Here is a 16,169-nt window from a genome sequence, read left to right as displayed (position 1 = left end):
CCCCTGCGGTCCGTCGTGGCCGCAGGGGAGGATCGGGGCGCAAGTGCCGCGCTGTCCGGTTGAAAAAGGTTCATCAGGCGGCAGCCGGCACGGGCGTTTGAACGCGGGATGCCTGCTGGGCGCGCTGGGCCACCAGACGGGGACGGAATGCGTGGCTGAGTAGCGCGTCCAGGTGCCAGACCTGCTTCGAGTGACCGGTCCTGATCCAGAACCGCTCACGAACCCCGTCGATGGCGGTGGCGGCCAGTTCGACCGCGGACAGCCGAGGGTCGGGGTTCCACGTGACGTTGCTGAGGTGCCGGAGCTCGGTGTTGAGGTGCAGCCGCAGCCGGTGCAACACGCGGGTCTCTTGCGTCACCACGAGCCGGCGGTACGTCAGCAGGAGCATGAACTCACCCTGCATGGGCCGGTCCGGACGCAGGCAGCGGGTCACCAGCACGGTCGCGTCGTCGGACTCCACACAGCGCCGGAAAACGGGCATGTGGCGGCTCACGGTCGGGATGGCCACGCCGGCTTCGGCGGCGGCGGGCAAGAACGTTCGGGAGAAGACGTCCATGCTCCGTTAACGATGTGCTAATGAATTTTGTCGCGGGTTAAACCGGAAGTTCCACTGATCTACAGCAATTCCAGGATGGTGGCATTGGCCATCCCGCCGCCCTCACACATGGTCTGCAACCCGTACCGGATGTCGTTGTCCCGCATGTGATGCAGCATCGTGGTCATGATCCGGGCGCCGGAGCCGCCGAGCGGGTGCCCCAGCGCGATCGCGCCACCACGCGGGTTGAGCCGCTCCGGGTCGGCCTCGGTCTCCGCCAACCAGGCGAGCGGTACCGGGGCGAACGCCTCGTTCACCTCGTACACGCCGATCTCCTCGATGCCCAGCCCCGCACGGCGCAGCGCCTTCGCGGTGGCCGGGATGGGCGCGGTCAGCATGATCACCGGATCGTCGGCCGCGACCACGGCGGTGTGGATGCGCGCGAGCGGCCGCAGGCCGTGCTCGCGTGCCCAGTCGGACGTCGTGATCGCGAGCGCCGCGGCGCCGTCGGAGATCTGCGACGCGGACCCCGCGGTGACCACCCCGTCCGTCTTGAACGGCGTGGCGAGCTCGCCCAGCTTTTCCAGCGAGGTGTCGCGGCGGATGCCCTCGTCGGCGTCGACCGGGCCACCCTGCTGGCTGCCAACCGCGGCGATCTCCCGCTTGAACGCGCCGGCGTCCTGCGCGGCCGCCGCCTTCTGGTGGCTGGCCAGCGAGTACTCGTCGAGCTGCCCGCGGGTGAAGCCCCACCGCGCCGCGACCATCTCCGCGCCGACGCCCTGGCTGAAGCCATCGTCGCCGTAGCGCTCGCGGATCCCGTCGCCGAACGGCCACTGGCCGGCCGCGCTCGACCCCATCGGCACCCGCGTCATCGACTCGACCCCGCCGGCCACCACCAGGTCGGCCTGCCCGGACAGCACGGTCGCGGCGGCGAAGTGCACCGCCTGCTGGCTGGAGCCGCACTGCCGGTCGAGCGTGGTGCCGGGCACCGACTCCGGCCAGCCCGCGCCGAGTACGGCGTTGCGGCCGACGTTCCACGACTGCTCGCCGACCTGGGACACGCAGCCCCACACGACGTCCTCGACGTCGGCCGGGTCGAGCCCGGTGCGCTCGGCCAGGGCCCGCAGCACGTGCGCCGACAGGTCGACCGGATGGACGGCGGCTAGGCCGCCCTTGCGCTTTCCGACGGGAGTACGCACCGCGCCGACGATGACAGCGTCCCTCATAGGTCCGACGTTACCCTCTGGTAAATGGATTCCCTTAGGTGGCGCGTACCGCGGAAGCTGCCGCTCGTGAAGCTCGTCGGAGCCGGCGCGCTGCTCGCGGTCGGCCTGCTCTTCGCCGACGGGGACGTGGTCCGGCTGGGGCTCGCCGCTGTCGCGGCGGCGGCCCTCGCCCTGTGGGCGGCGCGCGACCTGCTCGCGCCGGTCCGGCTCGAAGCGGACCCGTCGGGGGTCACCGTGGTCGCGGGATTCGCCGGCCGCCGCCACCTGGCCTGGTCGCAGATCGAGGGGGTACGCGTCGACACGCGACCCCGCATGGGCATGCGCACCGAGATGCTGGAGATCGACGCGGGCGACTCGTTGCACCTCTTCACCGTCTACGACCTCGGCGTGCCACCCGGCGAGGTGGCCCAGGCGCTAACTGAGCGCGGCTACCTGTAGCGCGGTGGCCGCCGCCAGCGCGAGCAGGACCGCACCGCAGCCGGCCGCCTGGATCAACGCCCGCTTGGCCTGCGGCGCGTACGCCAGGATCACCCCGACGATCGCGCCCGTGACCAGGCCGCCCAGGTGCCCGGCGATCGAGATGCTGGACACCGCGAACGTCAGGACCAGGTTGACCACCAGGATGCCGATGACGGCGGACGTGTCCCGCTTGAGCTTGCGCAGGATGATGAAGAACGCCGCGAACAGGCCGAAGATCGAGGTCGACGCGCCCGCGGAGAGGCTGTCGGGGCTGAACAGGTAGCAGGCGACGTTGCCGCCCAGCCCGGCCAGCAGGTAGAGCGAGAGAAACCGGACCGGCCCGAGCACGGCCTCCAGGTTGCGGCCCAGCACCCACAGCGCCCACATGTTCAGCAGCAGGTGGATCAGGCCGTAGTGGATGAACATCGCGGTGATCAGCCGGTAGTACGCGCCGTCGGTGATCCCCGTGTAGACGTCGCCGGACTGCGGGAACGCGCCGATGAAGGTCCGGCCGTTGACGTCGGTGATCGACGGGCCGATCACCCCGCCGATCTGCTGGAGTTGGCCGGCGTCGGTGAACAGTCCACCCCCGAGGAGCGAGTCCGCGCCGGAGAGGGCGAGGCCGATCAGCGCGACGATCACGTTGAGGCCGATGAGGGCCTTGGTGACGTACCCCTCACGGCCGGCGGCACTGCCCCCGAAGGCGGTGCGCGCCGGCCGCTGGGTACGCCGTCCTTCGGCCACACACTCGGGGCACTGGTGCCCGACGGAGGCCGCTCGCATGCAGTCCGGGCAGATCGGGCGGTCACACCGGACACACCGGACGTATGTCTCCCGCGACGGGTGGCGGTAACAGACCGGCACGGTCACGGGTGACTCACTCATGCAGGCAAAGGTACCTGTCAGACGCGCGCGGGACGGTACCTGTCAGGCACCGGCGCCGTGGATCTCCACGCGCTCGATGACAACGTCTTCGACCGGACGGTCGCCCGCCGAGGTCGGCGCGTTGGCGATCGAGTCGACCGTCTTCGCGGAGGTCTCGTCGGCGACCTGACCGAAGATCGTGTGCTTGCGGTTCAGGTGCGGCGTCGGGCTGACCGTGATGAAGAACTGCGACCCGTTGGTGCCCTGGTTGTTGTAGCCGGGCCCGGCGTTGGCCATGGCCAGCAGGTACGGGCGGTCGAAGCTCAGCTCGGGGTGGATCTCGTCCTCGAAGGTGTAGCCCGGTCCACCGCGCCCGGTGCCGGTCGGGTCGCCCATCTGCACCATGAAGCCGCTGATCACGCGGTGCGAGATCGTGCCGTCGTAGTACGGCCCGGAGCCCGGCTGCCCGGTGTTCGGGTTGGTGTACGGCCGCGTGCCCTGGGCGAGCTCCACGAAGTTGCGGACCGTCTTCGGCGCGTGGTTGGGGAAGAGTTCCAACCGGATCGGGCCGTGGTTGGTGTGCAGGGTGGCGTAGAGAGCGTCAGCCACGGGTACTCCTCAGTTGTTGGTTAGTTCCATGCGGATCCTCCCATGTGCCCGTTCCGGCCCGTCGGAGGCATCCAAAGGTGCAGGATGACGAGGAGAAAGGGTCAGGAGGTGAGACCGGTGCTCGGGATTGGGCGGCGCAAGACCCGCAGCCAGTTGGTCAAGGCTGAACTGGGCGAGAGTTTCGATCACTTCATGCAGGCGGCGACGCATGCCGCGGGTGGGGTCGGGGCGACCATGGGTCCACGGACAGCCGACGGAGTCGACCGCGTCAAGAGCGCGGCGTCACAGGGGTGGGAGTCCACCATGGCGGCGCTCGCACCGTTGGCCGTCGCGGCTTTGGACGGGGCCCGCGAGGCCGGCCGTACGACGCGCAAGGCCGGCAGCAAGGCACGGTCCGTCACGACCAAGAAGGAGTCGCGCATGTCGCGGAATCGTTGGCCGATGCTGGCCGGTCTACTGGCCGCCGGTGCTGCTGTGGGGGCGGCCGGTGCGCTGGTGATGCGCCGCCGCAAGCAGCAGCAGTGGCAGGAGTACGACCCCAACAAGGCCATCGACCCCACGGCCCCCCTGGAGGAACCCGCGCCAGCGCCCGACTCTGTTCGGTGATCATGAACGTGTCCCCGGCTTCACCACGGTGGAGCCGGGGACAGCTACAACCAACCGCTGCGGCGGAAGAGGCGGTACAGGGCCAGGGAGATGGTCAGCATTACCGCTAGCACGACCGGGTAGCCGTAGGTCCAGTCGAGCTCCGGCATGTGTTTGAAGTTCATGCCGTAGATGCCGGCGATCGCGGTCCACACCGCCGCGATACCCGCCCAGGCAGCGATCTTGCGCATGTCGTTGTTCTGATCGACGGTGACCTGCGCGAGACGCGCCTGGAGCACGGAGTTGAGCAGGTCGTCGTACGAGTTGATCTGTTCGACGGTACGGGTCAGGTGGTCCTGGACGTCCCGGAAGTAGCGCCGGATCTCCTTCGGCACCTCCCGGTTGACCTGGGCGGTCAGCGTCTGCAGCGGCCGTTGCAGGGGCAGCACCGCGCGCTTGAACTCGACCAGTTCGCGCTTCATCTGGTAGATCCGCTGGATCCGGCCGTGCGAGTTGCGCGCGAACACCTCGGCCTCCAGCGCGTCGAGATCGCCCTCGACGTGGTCGGCGACCTCGACGTACAGGTCGACCACCCGGTCGGTCACCGCGTACGCCACCGCCCACGGGCCCTGCTCCAGCAGTTCCCGCTTCGACTCCAGGTCGGCGCGGACCGGCGACAGCTTGGACGCGTCGCCGTGCCGCACGGTGATGACGAACGCCGGCCCGATGAAGAGCATCACCTGGCCGGTCTCGACCACCTCGGAGGTCTCCGTGAGCTCGCCGTGCCCCACATACCGGGCGGTACGCAGCACCAGCGAGCTCACCTCGCCGAACTGCTCCAGCTTGGGGCGCTGCTCGCCCTTGACCGCGTCTTCGACGGCCAACTCGTGCAACCCGTACGTCTCGGCGATGTCGGCCATCTCCGCCTCGCTCGGCTCGTGCAGGCCCAGCCAGACGAAGGCGTGCCGCTGGCGTTCGCGGCGGGCGGCGGCCAGCGCCTCGGCGTAGTGCCACTCGCCCGGCTGGCGTTCGCCCTCGATGTAGACCGCGCAGTCGACGATCCCGCTGTGCTCCGACGAGGGCGCGAGTGGCCGCCGGTTGGCCGCGTCCGCCGGGCTCAACATCCTGGTCATCACCCGCCGCACGGGATCGGTCCAGGTACGCGACAGCGGCCGTCCCCCATCCGCACGCGTCACACCGTCATCCGCCATGGCGCAATTCTGCTCTGACGGGTTACCCCCGAAACAGGGCGCCGGGTGGACCGGCCGCGTCGGGGGTGGGGGGTGCGAGCGGCCCACCCGGCGCCGGTGGGGGCGGGGGGTTGTGCTTATGGGGTCAACCGCATAGCTAGCGATTGGCGCTCGCAGCATTGTGAGCCGATCGCCGGCCCGAGGGGAACCCTGGGCCGGCGAAGATCACTCATTGTCGGAAATCCGACACCGGAAACTTGTTACGCGCGGACCGCCTCGACCGCGGCGGCCAACCGGCGCACGCCCTCGTCGACCTGGTCGACGGTCACCGCGGAGTACGCCAGGCGCAGCGCGTGCTCGCCGCCTTCCAGCAGGAAATCGCTCCCCTTGACCACCGCGACGCCCCGCTCGGCGGCCGCCGCGAAGACGTCGTCGGCGCGTACGTCGTCGGGCAGCTCGATCCAGAGGAAGTAGCCGCCGTCCGGCTCGGTGAACCGGACCCCCGGGATGTGCTCGCGCAGGGAGGTGGCCAGGACCTTCGCCCGCTCGCCGAGCGCGGTGCACACGGTCTGGATCGACCGGTCGATGTCGCCGGACGCGCAGAACTGGTGCACGATCGCCTGCGCCACCATGCCGGGCGAGATGTAGAGGTTGGTGGCCCGCTTGGCGATGTCGGCGATCAGCGGCGCCGGCCCGACGAGGTAGCCGACCCGTACACCAGGGCAGACCGTCTTGGTGAAGCTGGAGGCATGCACGACCACGCCCTTGTCGTCCAGCGAGAGCATCGAGGGCAGGGCCTCGCCGCGGAAGCGGATGTCCGCGTACGGGTCGTCCTCGAAGATCGTGAAGCCGTACTCGGTGGCGAGGTCGAGCAGCGCCCGCCGTTTCGCGAGCGACAGCGTGACGCCGGCCGGGTTCTGGTAGTTCGGGATGATGTGCGCCAGCTTGGGGCGTACCCCGGACTCCAGCAGCTTGCGCAGCTCGTCGGTGTCGACGCCGTCCGGCTGGATGGTGACCGCGTGGATCTCGCCACCCTTGGAGCGCAGGTTGAGCAGGGTGCGGTCGTACGTCGGCCGCTCCACCACCACCGCGTCGCCGGCTCCGACCAGGTAGTCGAACAGGAACGCGTCGGCCTGCAGCGAGCCGTTGGTGACGAGGACCTGGTCGACGGAGACGCCGTGCTTCTTCGCGATCCACTTCCGCAGGGGCGGGTAGCCGACGGAGGTGCCGTACGCCGTGATCCCACCGGGATCGGCGTCGAAGGCGCGGACGGCAGCGGCCTTGAGGCCCTCGACGTCGACGATGTCCAGCGAGGGCGCACCACGGGCGAAAGAGATCAACTGCTCGGCGGTCATGGTTGTCCAGCGTACGGGGTCACACGCTGGCGGCACTCCGCTGCTGGGCCCACACGCGCATGATGTCGCGCACCGAGATCACGCCCAGCACCTCGCTCTCCTCCAGGACGACGAGGTGCCGGAAGCCGCCCCGGGCCATGGCCGCGGCCGCCTCTTCGAGAGTCCACTCCGGGGTGGCGTACACCACGTCCCAGGTGAGGTGGGCGGAGGTGCGCTCCACGTCCGGGTCGAGCCCGGCACCGATGGCACTGAGCACGTCACGCTCGGTCATAATCCCGACTCCTTCGGAGTCCGGGTCGATCACGACGGCGGACCCGATCCGGCGGGTCGCCATCATCCGCGCAGCCTGCCGGAGCGTGTGCTCGGGACCGACGACGAGAACCTGGCTGGACATGGCATCGCGTACACGCATCGCACATCACCCCTGAAGGCACCGTACGAACATGGTCGCCCGCATGAAGACAGAACTACAAGACTTGTGTTCTGTCCCCGGAGCACTCAAGTAGATAGATTCGGGTGGTGCCCACGGAGCCATTACGCTGCGCCGGCGCCTTGATCGTCGACGACGACGGGCGCATTTTCATCCAGCGCCGGTCACCCGATCGGCGCCTGTTTCCCAATATTTGGGACATCGTCGGTGGCCATTTGGAACCCGAAGAGAGCGTCGAGGAGGCCCTGCGCCGGGAGGTGCGGGAGGAGACCGGCTGGACGATCTCGGTGGTGCTCGGCCCGGTCGGCGAGTACACATACACCGGCAACGACGGAATAGACCGGACAGAAGCCGATTTTCTGGTACGAGTTGATGGCGACCTGGACCACCCTCGACTGGAGGCGGGCAAGCACACCGAGTTCCGTTGGATCACCGAGAGTGAGCTCGACGTATTCGACGAGCACCGCGACGTCAACCACGGCCTGATCCGGAAGATCACCGAGGACGGCTTCGCCGCGCTCCACATACTCGGCCTCTGAACACGGCGCTATCCTCACGGCGTCGGGCAGGTTAACCGCCGGGGAAGGAACGTCGTCATGATCGGCTTAGTACTCGCGGCCGGCGCGGGCCGGCGGCTGCGGCCGTACACCGACACACTTCCGAAGGCGCTGGTCCCGGTGGACGGGGAGACCACGATCCTCGACATCGCCCTGCGGAACCTCGCCGAGGTGGGTCTGGGGGACATCGCCGTGGTCGTCGGGTACGCCGCCGGAGCCGTCGAGGCCCGGCAGGCCGCGCTGCAGGACCGGTACGGCGTACGGCTCACCCTCGTGCCCAACGACAAGGCCGAGGAGTGGAACAACGCGTACTCGCTGTGGCTGGCACGGGACCACTTCGCGGACGGCGCGCTGCTGGTCAACGGCGATACGGTGCACCCGGTGAGCATCGAGAAGACCCTGCTGGCCGCCCGCGGACCGGGCATCCTGCTCGCCGTCGACGACGTGAAGTCGCTCGCCGACGAGGAGATGAAGACGACCTTCGACGCCGGCGGGCAGCTCACCCGGATCACCAAGCTGATGGACCCGGCGGAGGCGTTCGGGGAGTACATCGGCGCCACGCTCATCGAGCCGCACGCGGCCGCCGCCCTGGCCGACGCGCTGGAGGCCACCTGGCGCCGGGATCCCAACCTCTACTACGAGGACGGCTACCAGGAGTACGCCGACCGCGGCGGCGAGGTGCGGGCGGCCACGATCGGCGCGGTGGAGTGGGTCGAGGTGGACAACCACGCCGATCTCGCCCGCGCCCGGGAGATCGCATGCCACTACTAGCCCGCACGGTCAACACGCCGCTCGCCATCGAGGTACGCCGGGGCGCGGTGGCCGAGCTCGGCCGCCTCCTCGCCGACCGGCGGATCTCCGGCGGCGGCGACGTGGCCGTGGTGATCGGGCCGGGCCAGGGTGAGCGGATCGCCGAGCTGATCCGCCCGGGGCTGGGCCGCGCCGATCTCTTCACGGTCACCGGCGGCACCCTGGACTCCGCGCTGGAGCTCGGCAACCGGCTGCGCCAGCGGTCGTACGACGCGGTGGTGGGCATCGGCGGCGGCAAGACCATCGACACCGCCAAGTACGCCGCGTCCCGCTACGCCATCCCGATGGTGACCGTGGCGACCAGCCTCGCCAACGACGGGATCGCCTCGCCGGTCGCCTCCCTGGACCACGACGGCGGGCGCGGCTCGTACGGCGTACACATCCCGATCGCGGTCGTCGTCGACCTCGACTTCGTGGAGAACGGGCCGGACCGGCAGACCCAGGCCGGCATCGGCGACGCCCTCAGCAACATCAACGCGGTCGCCGACTGGGAGCTGTCCCACCGGGTACGCGGGGAGCCGATCGACGGCCTCGCCGTGGCGCTCGCCCGGACCAGCGCCGTCGCCCTGCTCAACCACCCCGGCACGATCACCGACGACGCGTTTCTCACCACGCTCGCCGAAGCGTTGATCATGGGTGGGCTGGCGATGGCGATCTGCGGGTCGAGCCGACCGGCCAGCGGCAGCTGCCACGAGGTCTCGCACGCCATCGACCTGCTCCTGCCGGGCACCGCGTCGCACGGCGAGCAGGTCGGCCTGGGTGCGCTCTTCTGCACGTACCTGCGCGGCGACACGGCCGGTTTTGACCAGCTCAGGACCGCCCTGCGCCGGCACGGCCTGGCGACCCGCCCGAGCGACCTCGGCCTGACCGACGACGACTTCGTCAAGGTCGTCGCGCACGCGCCGGCGACCCGCCCCGACCGGTACACGATCTTGGAACACCTCGCGATGGAGCCGGAGCAGATCCGGGCGCGGCTGGCAGACTACGTCGATGCAGTCGGCGACGATAAGTAGGCCCGGACCGGCCGAGTTCTACCGCGTCAACCGCGGCGGTGGGCTCTTCAGCGAGGCGGTCAGCCAGCGCCTGGGCGCGATCCTGGCGGCGGCCGGCAACCGCCTCGGCCTGTCCCCGACCACGCTGACGGTCGCCAACCTGGTGCTCGGGCTCGCCACCTCGGTCGCCGTCGTGGCGCTGGCCGAGCCGGTCGCGGACGGGCGCGTGCCCGCCTGGCCGGTCGGCCTGCTCGCCCTGGTGGGCTGGCAGCTGGCGTACGGCCTGGACTGCGCGGACGGCCAGCTCGCCCGGGTGACCGGGCGAACCAGCCCGGCCGGCGCCCGGGTCGACATCCTGTGCGACGTGGCCGCCCAGATCGCCCTGGTCACCGCGCTCGGGGCGACCGCCGTGGCGCAGCGCCCGTCGACGCCCGCGTGGCTGGTGTCCGCGTTCGCCGGGACCTGGATGGTCAACCTGGTCACCTCGGTGATGCAGTCCGGCCCGAACGCCGCGAGCATGGTCCCCTCGACGTCGCTGCCCGTACGCGTGGTCAAGCTGATCCGCGACTACGGCGCGGTGATCTTCGTGGCCGCCGCGGTGCTGCTCGTGGCCCCATCCTGGTCGGTCTGGTTCATCGCCGCCTTCACCGTCGTCAACGGCGGCTTCCTGCTGGCCAGCATCGCCTTCAGCGCCCGCGCGGCCCGCTAGACATTTCCGCGTACACCTCGATGAGGCGCTTGGTGACCACGTCGGGGTGGAAGGTGTGCTCGTAGCGGGAGCGGGCCACCTGGGACAGCGGCGCGGCCCCGGCAAGGACGGCCGGCAGGGCGGCGGCCAGGGCCTCGGGGTCGGGGGCACGATCCAGCCGGCCTCGCCCACCAGGTACGGGATGCCGCCCAGCGCCGTACCCAGCACCGGCCGGCCGGCGGCGAGCGCCTCGATGACCACCGTGGGCAGGACGTCGTGCCAGGTCGACGTGGCGAGCACGACGGCGGCGTCGCGCACGGCGGCGCGTACCCCGTCCCGGTCCAGCACGCCGAGGAACTCGACGTCGTCGCGGCTCGCGGCCGCCTCCTCGACCAGCCCGCGCAGCTCGCCGTCGCCGGCTATCCGCAGCCGCCCAACCGCCCCGTCCGGATGCCGGCGCCAGGCGTCGAGCAGCAGGCCGACGCCCTTCTCCGGGGAGAGCCGGCCGAGGAAGAGAAACCCGTCGCCGAGCGGGGCGGGCGCCCCCGGGTCGGGCACCGAGTTCGGCTTGACCACGATCCGGTCGTCCGGGATGCCGTAGTCGCGCAGGTGCTCGGCGATCGCCTCGGTGAGCGCGATGTACCTGTCGACCGAGCGCCAGGTCGGCCGGTGCACCGCGAGGGCGGTCGCCATCAGCGCGCTCTGCGCCCGGGAGCCCCGGTAGCACCGGTGCACCACAGCCGGAACCCCTACAAAACGCCCGCGACAGTCCTGGCAGATGCCCCCGTCCCGGAAATACAGGCCAGACGCGCACACCTGGCGGTAGTTGTGGACCGTCTGCACGACCGGCACGCCGTGCCGGTGCGCGGTCCGCACCACCCAGGGCGACAGCAACGGGTACGGGTTGTGCAGGTGCAGCACGTCCGGGCGATGCTCCTGGATGAGCGCGGCGAGGTCGCGCTGGGCGCCCGGGGCGTAGATCGGCGCCAGCGGCAGCAGCGCCTTGCTCGCCTTGGGCAGGTCGGCGATCTCATCGGAGCTGCGCAGGAACGGCAGCACCGTGACCCCGGCCGCCGCCAGCTGGGCGATCTCCAGGTCGACGATCGTGTTTTCGCCGGACGGCTGGGCGGCCCGGTAGCGGTTGTGCGCGACGACCACCTTCACGGCTTTAGAAGCTACCGTTTGTCACATGCCCGAGTTGCCCGAGGTGGAGGCGCTCGCCGCGTATCTTCGCGAGCGGGCCGCCGGACGGCGCGTCGACCGGATCGAAATCTCCGCGATCAGCGCCCTGAAGACGTACGACCCGCCGCCGTCGGCCGCGGCCGGACTGGAGCTGACGGGCGCGTCCCGGCACGGCAAGTTCCTCGACATCCATCTTGGTGCCGATCTGCACCTCGTGGTGCACCTGGCCCGGGCCGGCTGGCTGCACTACCGCGACGCGTTCCCCGGCACCGCACCGCTCAAGCCCGGCAAGGGCCCGATCGCCGTGCGCGTACGCCTCGACGACGGCTCCGGCTTCGACCTCACCGAGGCCGGTACGCAGAAGAAGCTCTCCGCCTACCTGGTGAAGGACCCGATGCAGGTGCCCGGCGTCGCCAAGCTCGGCCCGGACGCCCTGGCCGCCGACCTGCCGACGTTCGCCGAGCGCCTACGCGGCCGGCGCGGCCAGGTCAAGGGCGTCCTCACCGAGCAGGAGGTGCTGGCCGGCGTCGGCAACGCGTACTCGGACGAGATCCTGCACGCCGCGAAGCTGTCGCCGTTCGCCATCACCACCCGGCTGACCGACGAGCAGATGGCGGGACTACACAGCGCATTGCGGGACGTACTCAATGACGCGGTGGCCCGTTCGGTCGGCCAGCGGGCCGCGGAGCTCAAGGGCGAAAAGCGGTCCGGACTTCAGGTGCATGCCCGGACCGGCCTGCCTTGCCCGGTGTGTGGCGACACGGTGCGGGAAGTGTCCTTTGCCGACTCCAGCCTGCAGTATTGCCCGACATGCCAGACGGGCGGAAAGCCACTTGCCGATCGCAGACTGTCACGGCTCGTGCGCTAACCGGATCCGCGAGGTAAACAATGCCGTTCGGATCCGTAAACCGGGCCCGATGGGCGCCTTCATTTCGGGCATCCATCGGTATAGTGACTCGGTCGCTGGTCCCATTCGATCACCGTGGGGCGTATTGTCTCTCGGGTCGCCGATCTGCCGCGGTAGCCGTGGGAGACTGGTGCGGTGGTCAGTCCCGAGCCTGACGGCACATGGGCGGCACGTGCAAAGCGGGAGGACGTAGGTGAGGTGACGACAAGCCTCCAACGCCCGGTAGCAAACACAGGCCGGAGCAGCACCGTGCGTCACGTCGACAGCTTCGAGATTCAGGCTCCGACGCCACCGCCGCACAACGGCGTGCCGCGGTCCGCTTGGGCGCGCGCGCACCGCCGGGCGTCGCGCTGGCACCGTCCCTACACCGTGGCGCTCCTGTTCCTCGACTACGGCGCGGCCGCGCTGGCGAGCTTCATCTCCATCTCCGCGTACGACCAGGCGGTCTCCGGTTTCCAGGACGCCGACGAGGCGTGGTTCAAGACCGTGGCGTACGTCCTGCTGCCCGTCGGCTGGCTCATCATGCTGTGGGGCAACGGCGCCTACGACCGCCGCTATCTCGGCCTCGGCACCGATGAGTTCAAACGCGTCGTACGCGCCTCGGTGACGGTCATGGCGAGCGTGTCGTTCCTCGCGTTCGCCACCAAGACCGACCTGTCCCGACTCACCGTGGCCACCGCCCTGGTCGGCGCCACCCTGGCCATCCTCATCGCCAGGTACTCCGCCCGCTTCGTACTGCACCAGGTCCGCAAGCGGTCCGGGCAGGCGGCCCACCGGATGCTCCTGGTCGGCACGCTGCCGGAGACCCTGGAGGTCTACACGGCGGTCACCCGCAGCCCGTCCGCCGGCCTGATCCCGGTCGCCATCCACATCACCGACGGGTACGCCGCCGCGCGCGGAATCGATACGCCGGTCCCGGTGTACGCCGGGCGCGACGTGCTCACCCTCGTGCGCGAGGTCGGGGCCGACACGATCGCGGTGTGCGGCTCGGCCAGTGCCGAGCCCGGCGAGCTGCGCCGCCTGGCCTGGCAGCTCGAAGGCACCGGTGTCGACCTGGTGGTCGCGCCGCAGCTGACCGACATCGCCGGGCCACGCGTGCACATCCGGCCGATCGAGGGCCTGCCCCTGCTGCACGTCGAGGAGCCGACCCTGTCCGGGATCGGCTGGCTGGCGAAGAATCTGCTCGACCGGGTGGCCGCCGGGCTCGGCCTGCTGCTGCTGGCGCCGCTCCTCACCGTCATCGCGGTGGCCATCAAGATGTCCGACCGCGGCCCCGTCTTCTTCCGGCAGCCCCGGGTGGGTCACGAGGGCCGGACGTTCCGGGTCTGGAAGTTCCGGACCATGTACGTCGACGCGGAGGACCGGCTCGCGACCCTGGTCGACCAGAACGAGTCCGACGGCATGCTCTTCAAGATCAAGGAGGACCCGCGGGTCTTCCCGGTCGGGCGGTTCCTGCGGGCCAGTTCCCTCGACGAGCTGCCGCAGCTCATCAACGTGCTCCGGGGCGAGATGTCGCTCGTCGGACCGCGACCGTTGCCGGCCGACGACGGTGACTTCCTCGGCGACGTCCGGCGCCGGCTGCTGGTCCGCCCCGGCATCACCGGCCTGTGGCAGGTGTCCGGCCGCTCCGACCTGTCCTGGGACGAGGCCGTCCGGCTCGACCTGTACTACGTGGACAACTGGTCGCTCGCCTACGACCTGAACATCCTGTGGCGCACGGTCGGCGTGGTTCTCGCCCGCAAGGGTGCCTACTAAAGGTGCCATGATTCGGGCGTGAGCCCAGCTAACGTTTCGGCAGCGCTCGCGGTCCTCGCTCTGATCAGCGCGCTGGCCGCGGCGGTCTGGGCGGTCGCCCGCCTGCGCGCCCGGCGCGCGATCGCCACCGCCACCCAGCGCGCGACGTACGACGTGCTGCACACCGCCGGGCTCGCCGCCGATCCGCTGCGTACCGGCCTGAGCCAGGCCAGTGCCGCGAAGGCGATCCGGCACCTGCGCGCGCTCGTCGGGGCGGCCGGGCTGGCCCTGGTCAACTCGGACAGCGTGCTGGCCCTCGACGGCCGGGGCATGCACCACTCGGCACAGCTCGTGGCCGCCGCGAAGCGGGCCGTCGAGGCCAACCGCTCCACCGTGCTCGGCCACGCGGAGCTGCCCTGCGACCGGGTGGATTGCCCGATCCGGGGCGCGGTCGTCGCCCCGCTGACCCGCCCCGACGAAACGGCACCGGGCGCGTTGGTCGCGATCGCGGACGACCAGCCGGCGCCGGGCCTCGTACAGGCGACGCTGGAGACGGCCCGGTGGGCCGGCGCCCAGCTCGCGCTCGCCGAGCTGGACTCGTCGCGGGAGCTGCTCGCCCGAGCGGAGGTCCGGGCACTGCGGGCCCAGATCAGCCCGCACTTCGTCTACAACGCGCTGTCGGCTATCGCGTCCTTTGTCCGGACGGATCCGGAACGCGCCCGCGAGCTGATCCTCGAGTTCGCCGAGTTCACCCGGTACTCGTTTCGCGCCCACGGTGAATTCACCACGCTCGCGGAGGAACTACGGTCCATCGACCGATACCTGACCATCGAGCGCGCCCGCTTCGGCGACCGCCTCCAGGTACGGCTGCAGATCGCGCCCGAGGTACTGCCCGTCGGCCTGCCGTTCCTGTGCCTGCAACCGCTGGTGGAGAACGCGGTCCGGCACGGCCTGTCCCGCAAACCGGGCATGGGTATGGTGAGCATCGAGGCTCGGGACGCCGGGGCGGAATGCCACATCACCGTCGAAGACGATGGTGTGGGCATGGACCCGGCCGTACTTGTCGCCGGCGTCGCCGAGGCGGCCGACGGCGCCGAGTCGGGCCACGTCGGTCTGTCCAACGTGGACGAACGGATGCGGTCGGTGTTCGGTGACCAGTTCGGGCTCGTGGTGGAAACCGGTCTGGGAGCGGGTACGAAGGTGAGCATGCGGGTGCCGAAGTTCCATCCGGCGGTCAGGACCGGGCTATGACCGCCTTCCTCCGGGTGCTCGCGGTCGACGACGAACCCCCCGCCCTGGACGAGCTGGCGTACCTGCTGCGCACTGATCCGCGGGTCGGCCGCCTGCACACCGCCGGCGACGCCACCGAGGCGCTGCGGGTGCTGCGCGACACCGATGTCGACGTCGTCTTCCTGGACATCCGGATGCCCGGACTCGACGGGATGGAGCTGGCCCGGGTGCTGCGGCGCTTCGCCCGGCCGCCCGCGATCGTCTTCGTCACCGCGTACGACGACGCGGCGGTGGACGCCTTCGACCTTGGCGTGACCGACTACGTCCGCAAGCCGGTGCAGTCCGAGCGGATCGCCGAATCGCTGCGCCGGGTGGTCAGCTCGCGCATGGTGTCCGCCCACCCCGCCGCCGCGACCCGAGCCGAGGAAGACCCCACGATCCCGGTCGAGCTGGCCGGCACCACCCGGATGCTCCCCCGCTCGGCGGTGCGCTGGGTGGAGGCCCAGGGTGACTACGCCCGGCTACACACGGCCGACGGCTCCCACCTCGTACGCGTACCACTGGCGACGCTCGCCGAGCGCTGGGCCGACGCCGGATTCGTCCGGATCCACCGGTCGTACCTGGTGCAGCTGCGCCTCATCGCCGAGCTGCGCCTCGCCAACTCCGGGTACGTCGTCGTGGTCGACGACACCGAACTCCCGGTCTCCCGCCGGCACACCCGCGAGCTCAAGGACAAGCTGGTCCGCGCCGCCAAACAGGACTGGAACCGCTAGCGCTGCAACAGATCGCCGGCCGACCGCGTCCCGGGTGCGAGGG

General features: G+C 70.5%; 17 protein-coding genes and 1 pseudogene. 10 read left to right on the top strand and 8 right to left on the bottom strand.

The annotated features are described in order from the left end of the window. Positions 1-73: 73 nt before the first annotated feature. A complete protein-coding gene (locus Prum_RS20550) occupies positions 74-556 on the bottom strand; it encodes a hypothetical protein (protein WP_173078001.1) in 483 nt (160 codons plus the stop codon). A gap of 59 nt (positions 557-615) precedes the next feature. Next, a complete protein-coding gene (locus tag Prum_RS20545) occupies positions 616-1,761 on the bottom strand; it encodes a thiolase family protein (protein ID WP_173078000.1) in 1,146 nt (381 codons plus the stop codon). A 24-nt stretch (positions 1,762-1,785) separates the two neighbouring features. Here Prum_RS20545 and Prum_RS20540 point away from each other — a divergent pair, with 24 nt between their 5' ends. After that, entirely contained in the window at positions 1,786-2,199 is a 414-nt protein-coding gene (locus Prum_RS20540) for a PH domain-containing protein (protein WP_173077998.1), read from the top strand. On the opposite strand, the gene Prum_RS20535 is transcribed toward Prum_RS20540, so the two are convergent. Next, positions 2,176-3,105 (bottom strand): rhomboid family intramembrane serine protease, encoded by a 930-nt coding sequence (locus tag Prum_RS20535; protein WP_173077996.1) that lies wholly within the window; start codon positions 3,103-3,105, stop codon positions 2,176-2,178. The genes Prum_RS20540 and Prum_RS20535 overlap by 24 nt on opposite strands. A gap of 42 nt (positions 3,106-3,147) precedes the next feature. Then, complete coding sequence (locus Prum_RS20530) at positions 3,148-3,693, bottom strand: peptidylprolyl isomerase (RefSeq protein ID WP_173077994.1); 546 nt, start codon at positions 3,691-3,693, stop codon at positions 3,148-3,150. 108 nt (positions 3,694-3,801) lie between these two features. Between Prum_RS20530 and Prum_RS20525 the strand changes: the two genes are divergently transcribed. Next, positions 3,802-4,299, top strand: a complete 498-nt coding sequence (locus Prum_RS20525) for a hypothetical protein (protein WP_218577299.1) — start codon at positions 3,802-3,804, stop codon at positions 4,297-4,299. Positions 4,300-4,343: 44 nt separating this feature from the next. Here the strand turns inward: Prum_RS20525 and corA are convergent, their stop codons facing one another. The 3 genes from corA to Prum_RS20510 form a co-directional block, all read right to left on the bottom strand. Beyond that, complete coding sequence (gene corA / locus Prum_RS20520) at positions 4,344-5,489, bottom strand: magnesium/cobalt transporter CorA (protein ID WP_371871247.1); 1,146 nt, start codon at positions 5,487-5,489, stop codon at positions 4,344-4,346. A 239-nt stretch (positions 5,490-5,728) separates the two neighbouring features. After that, entirely contained in the window at positions 5,729-6,823 is a 1,095-nt protein-coding gene (locus Prum_RS20515) for an aminotransferase-like domain-containing protein (RefSeq protein ID WP_173077991.1), read from the bottom strand. A 19-nt stretch (positions 6,824-6,842) separates the two neighbouring features. After that, on the bottom strand, positions 6,843-7,235 hold the full coding sequence (locus Prum_RS20510) for a CBS domain-containing protein (protein ID WP_173077989.1): 393 nt from the start codon (positions 7,233-7,235) through the stop codon (positions 6,843-6,845). Positions 7,236-7,339: 104 nt separating this feature from the next. On the opposite strand from Prum_RS20510, the gene Prum_RS20505 reads away from it, so the two are divergent. From Prum_RS20505 to Prum_RS20490, 4 genes are read left to right on the top strand one after another with little or no spacing between them, the layout of a single operon-like run. Continuing rightward, positions 7,340-7,792, top strand: a complete 453-nt coding sequence (locus Prum_RS20505; RefSeq protein ID WP_308785362.1) for an NUDIX domain-containing protein — start codon at positions 7,340-7,342, stop codon at positions 7,790-7,792. Positions 7,793-7,849: 57 nt separating this feature from the next. Next, positions 7,850-8,581 (top strand): phosphocholine cytidylyltransferase family protein, encoded by a 732-nt coding sequence (locus Prum_RS20500; RefSeq protein ID WP_173077987.1) that lies wholly within the window; start codon positions 7,850-7,852, stop codon positions 8,579-8,581. Next, positions 8,569-9,633, top strand: coding sequence for an iron-containing alcohol dehydrogenase family protein (locus Prum_RS20495; protein WP_173077985.1), 1,065 nt, complete (start codon positions 8,569-8,571; stop codon positions 9,631-9,633). The genes Prum_RS20500 and Prum_RS20495 overlap by 13 nt, the downstream gene beginning before the upstream one ends. Then, the gene (locus Prum_RS20490) at positions 9,611-10,321 is read left to right on the top strand and encodes a CDP-alcohol phosphatidyltransferase family protein (protein ID WP_173077983.1); all 711 of its coding nucleotides are present in this window, start codon (positions 9,611-9,613) and stop codon (positions 10,319-10,321) included. The genes Prum_RS20495 and Prum_RS20490 overlap by 23 nt, the downstream gene beginning before the upstream one ends. On the opposite strand, the pseudogene Prum_RS20485 reads toward Prum_RS20490, so the two are convergent. After that, positions 10,299-11,464 (bottom strand): annotated as a pseudogene (locus tag Prum_RS20485) (glycosyltransferase). The gene Prum_RS20490 and the pseudogene Prum_RS20485 sit on opposite strands and share 23 nt — an antisense overlap. Positions 11,465-11,489: 25 nt before the next feature. Here Prum_RS20485 and Prum_RS20480 point away from each other — a divergent pair. The 4 genes from Prum_RS20480 (at position 11,490) to Prum_RS20465 (ending at position 16,126) form a co-directional block, all read left to right on the top strand. Then, a complete protein-coding gene (locus Prum_RS20480; protein WP_173077981.1) occupies positions 11,490-12,350 on the top strand; it encodes an Fpg/Nei family DNA glycosylase in 861 nt (286 codons plus the stop codon). Between the two features lie 288 nt (positions 12,351-12,638). Then, the gene (locus tag Prum_RS20475) at positions 12,639-14,144 is read left to right on the top strand and encodes a sugar transferase (protein ID WP_173077979.1); all 1,506 of its coding nucleotides are present in this window, start codon (positions 12,639-12,641) and stop codon (positions 14,142-14,144) included. Positions 14,145-14,162: 18 nt separating this feature from the next. Then, entirely contained in the window at positions 14,163-15,374 is a 1,212-nt protein-coding gene (locus Prum_RS20470) for a sensor histidine kinase (RefSeq protein ID WP_173077977.1), read from the top strand. Then, complete coding sequence (locus Prum_RS20465) at positions 15,371-16,126, top strand: LytR/AlgR family response regulator transcription factor (protein WP_173077976.1); 756 nt, start codon at positions 15,371-15,373, stop codon at positions 16,124-16,126. Before Prum_RS20470 ends, Prum_RS20465 begins: the two co-directional genes overlap by 4 nt. Positions 16,127-16,169 lie beyond the last annotated feature (43 nt).

The organism is Phytohabitans rumicis (assembly GCF_011764445.1).
Taxonomy (GTDB): Bacteria; Actinomycetota; Actinomycetes; order Mycobacteriales; family Micromonosporaceae; genus Phytohabitans; species Phytohabitans rumicis.
This window is presented reverse-complemented; position numbering and strand designations above follow the sequence as displayed.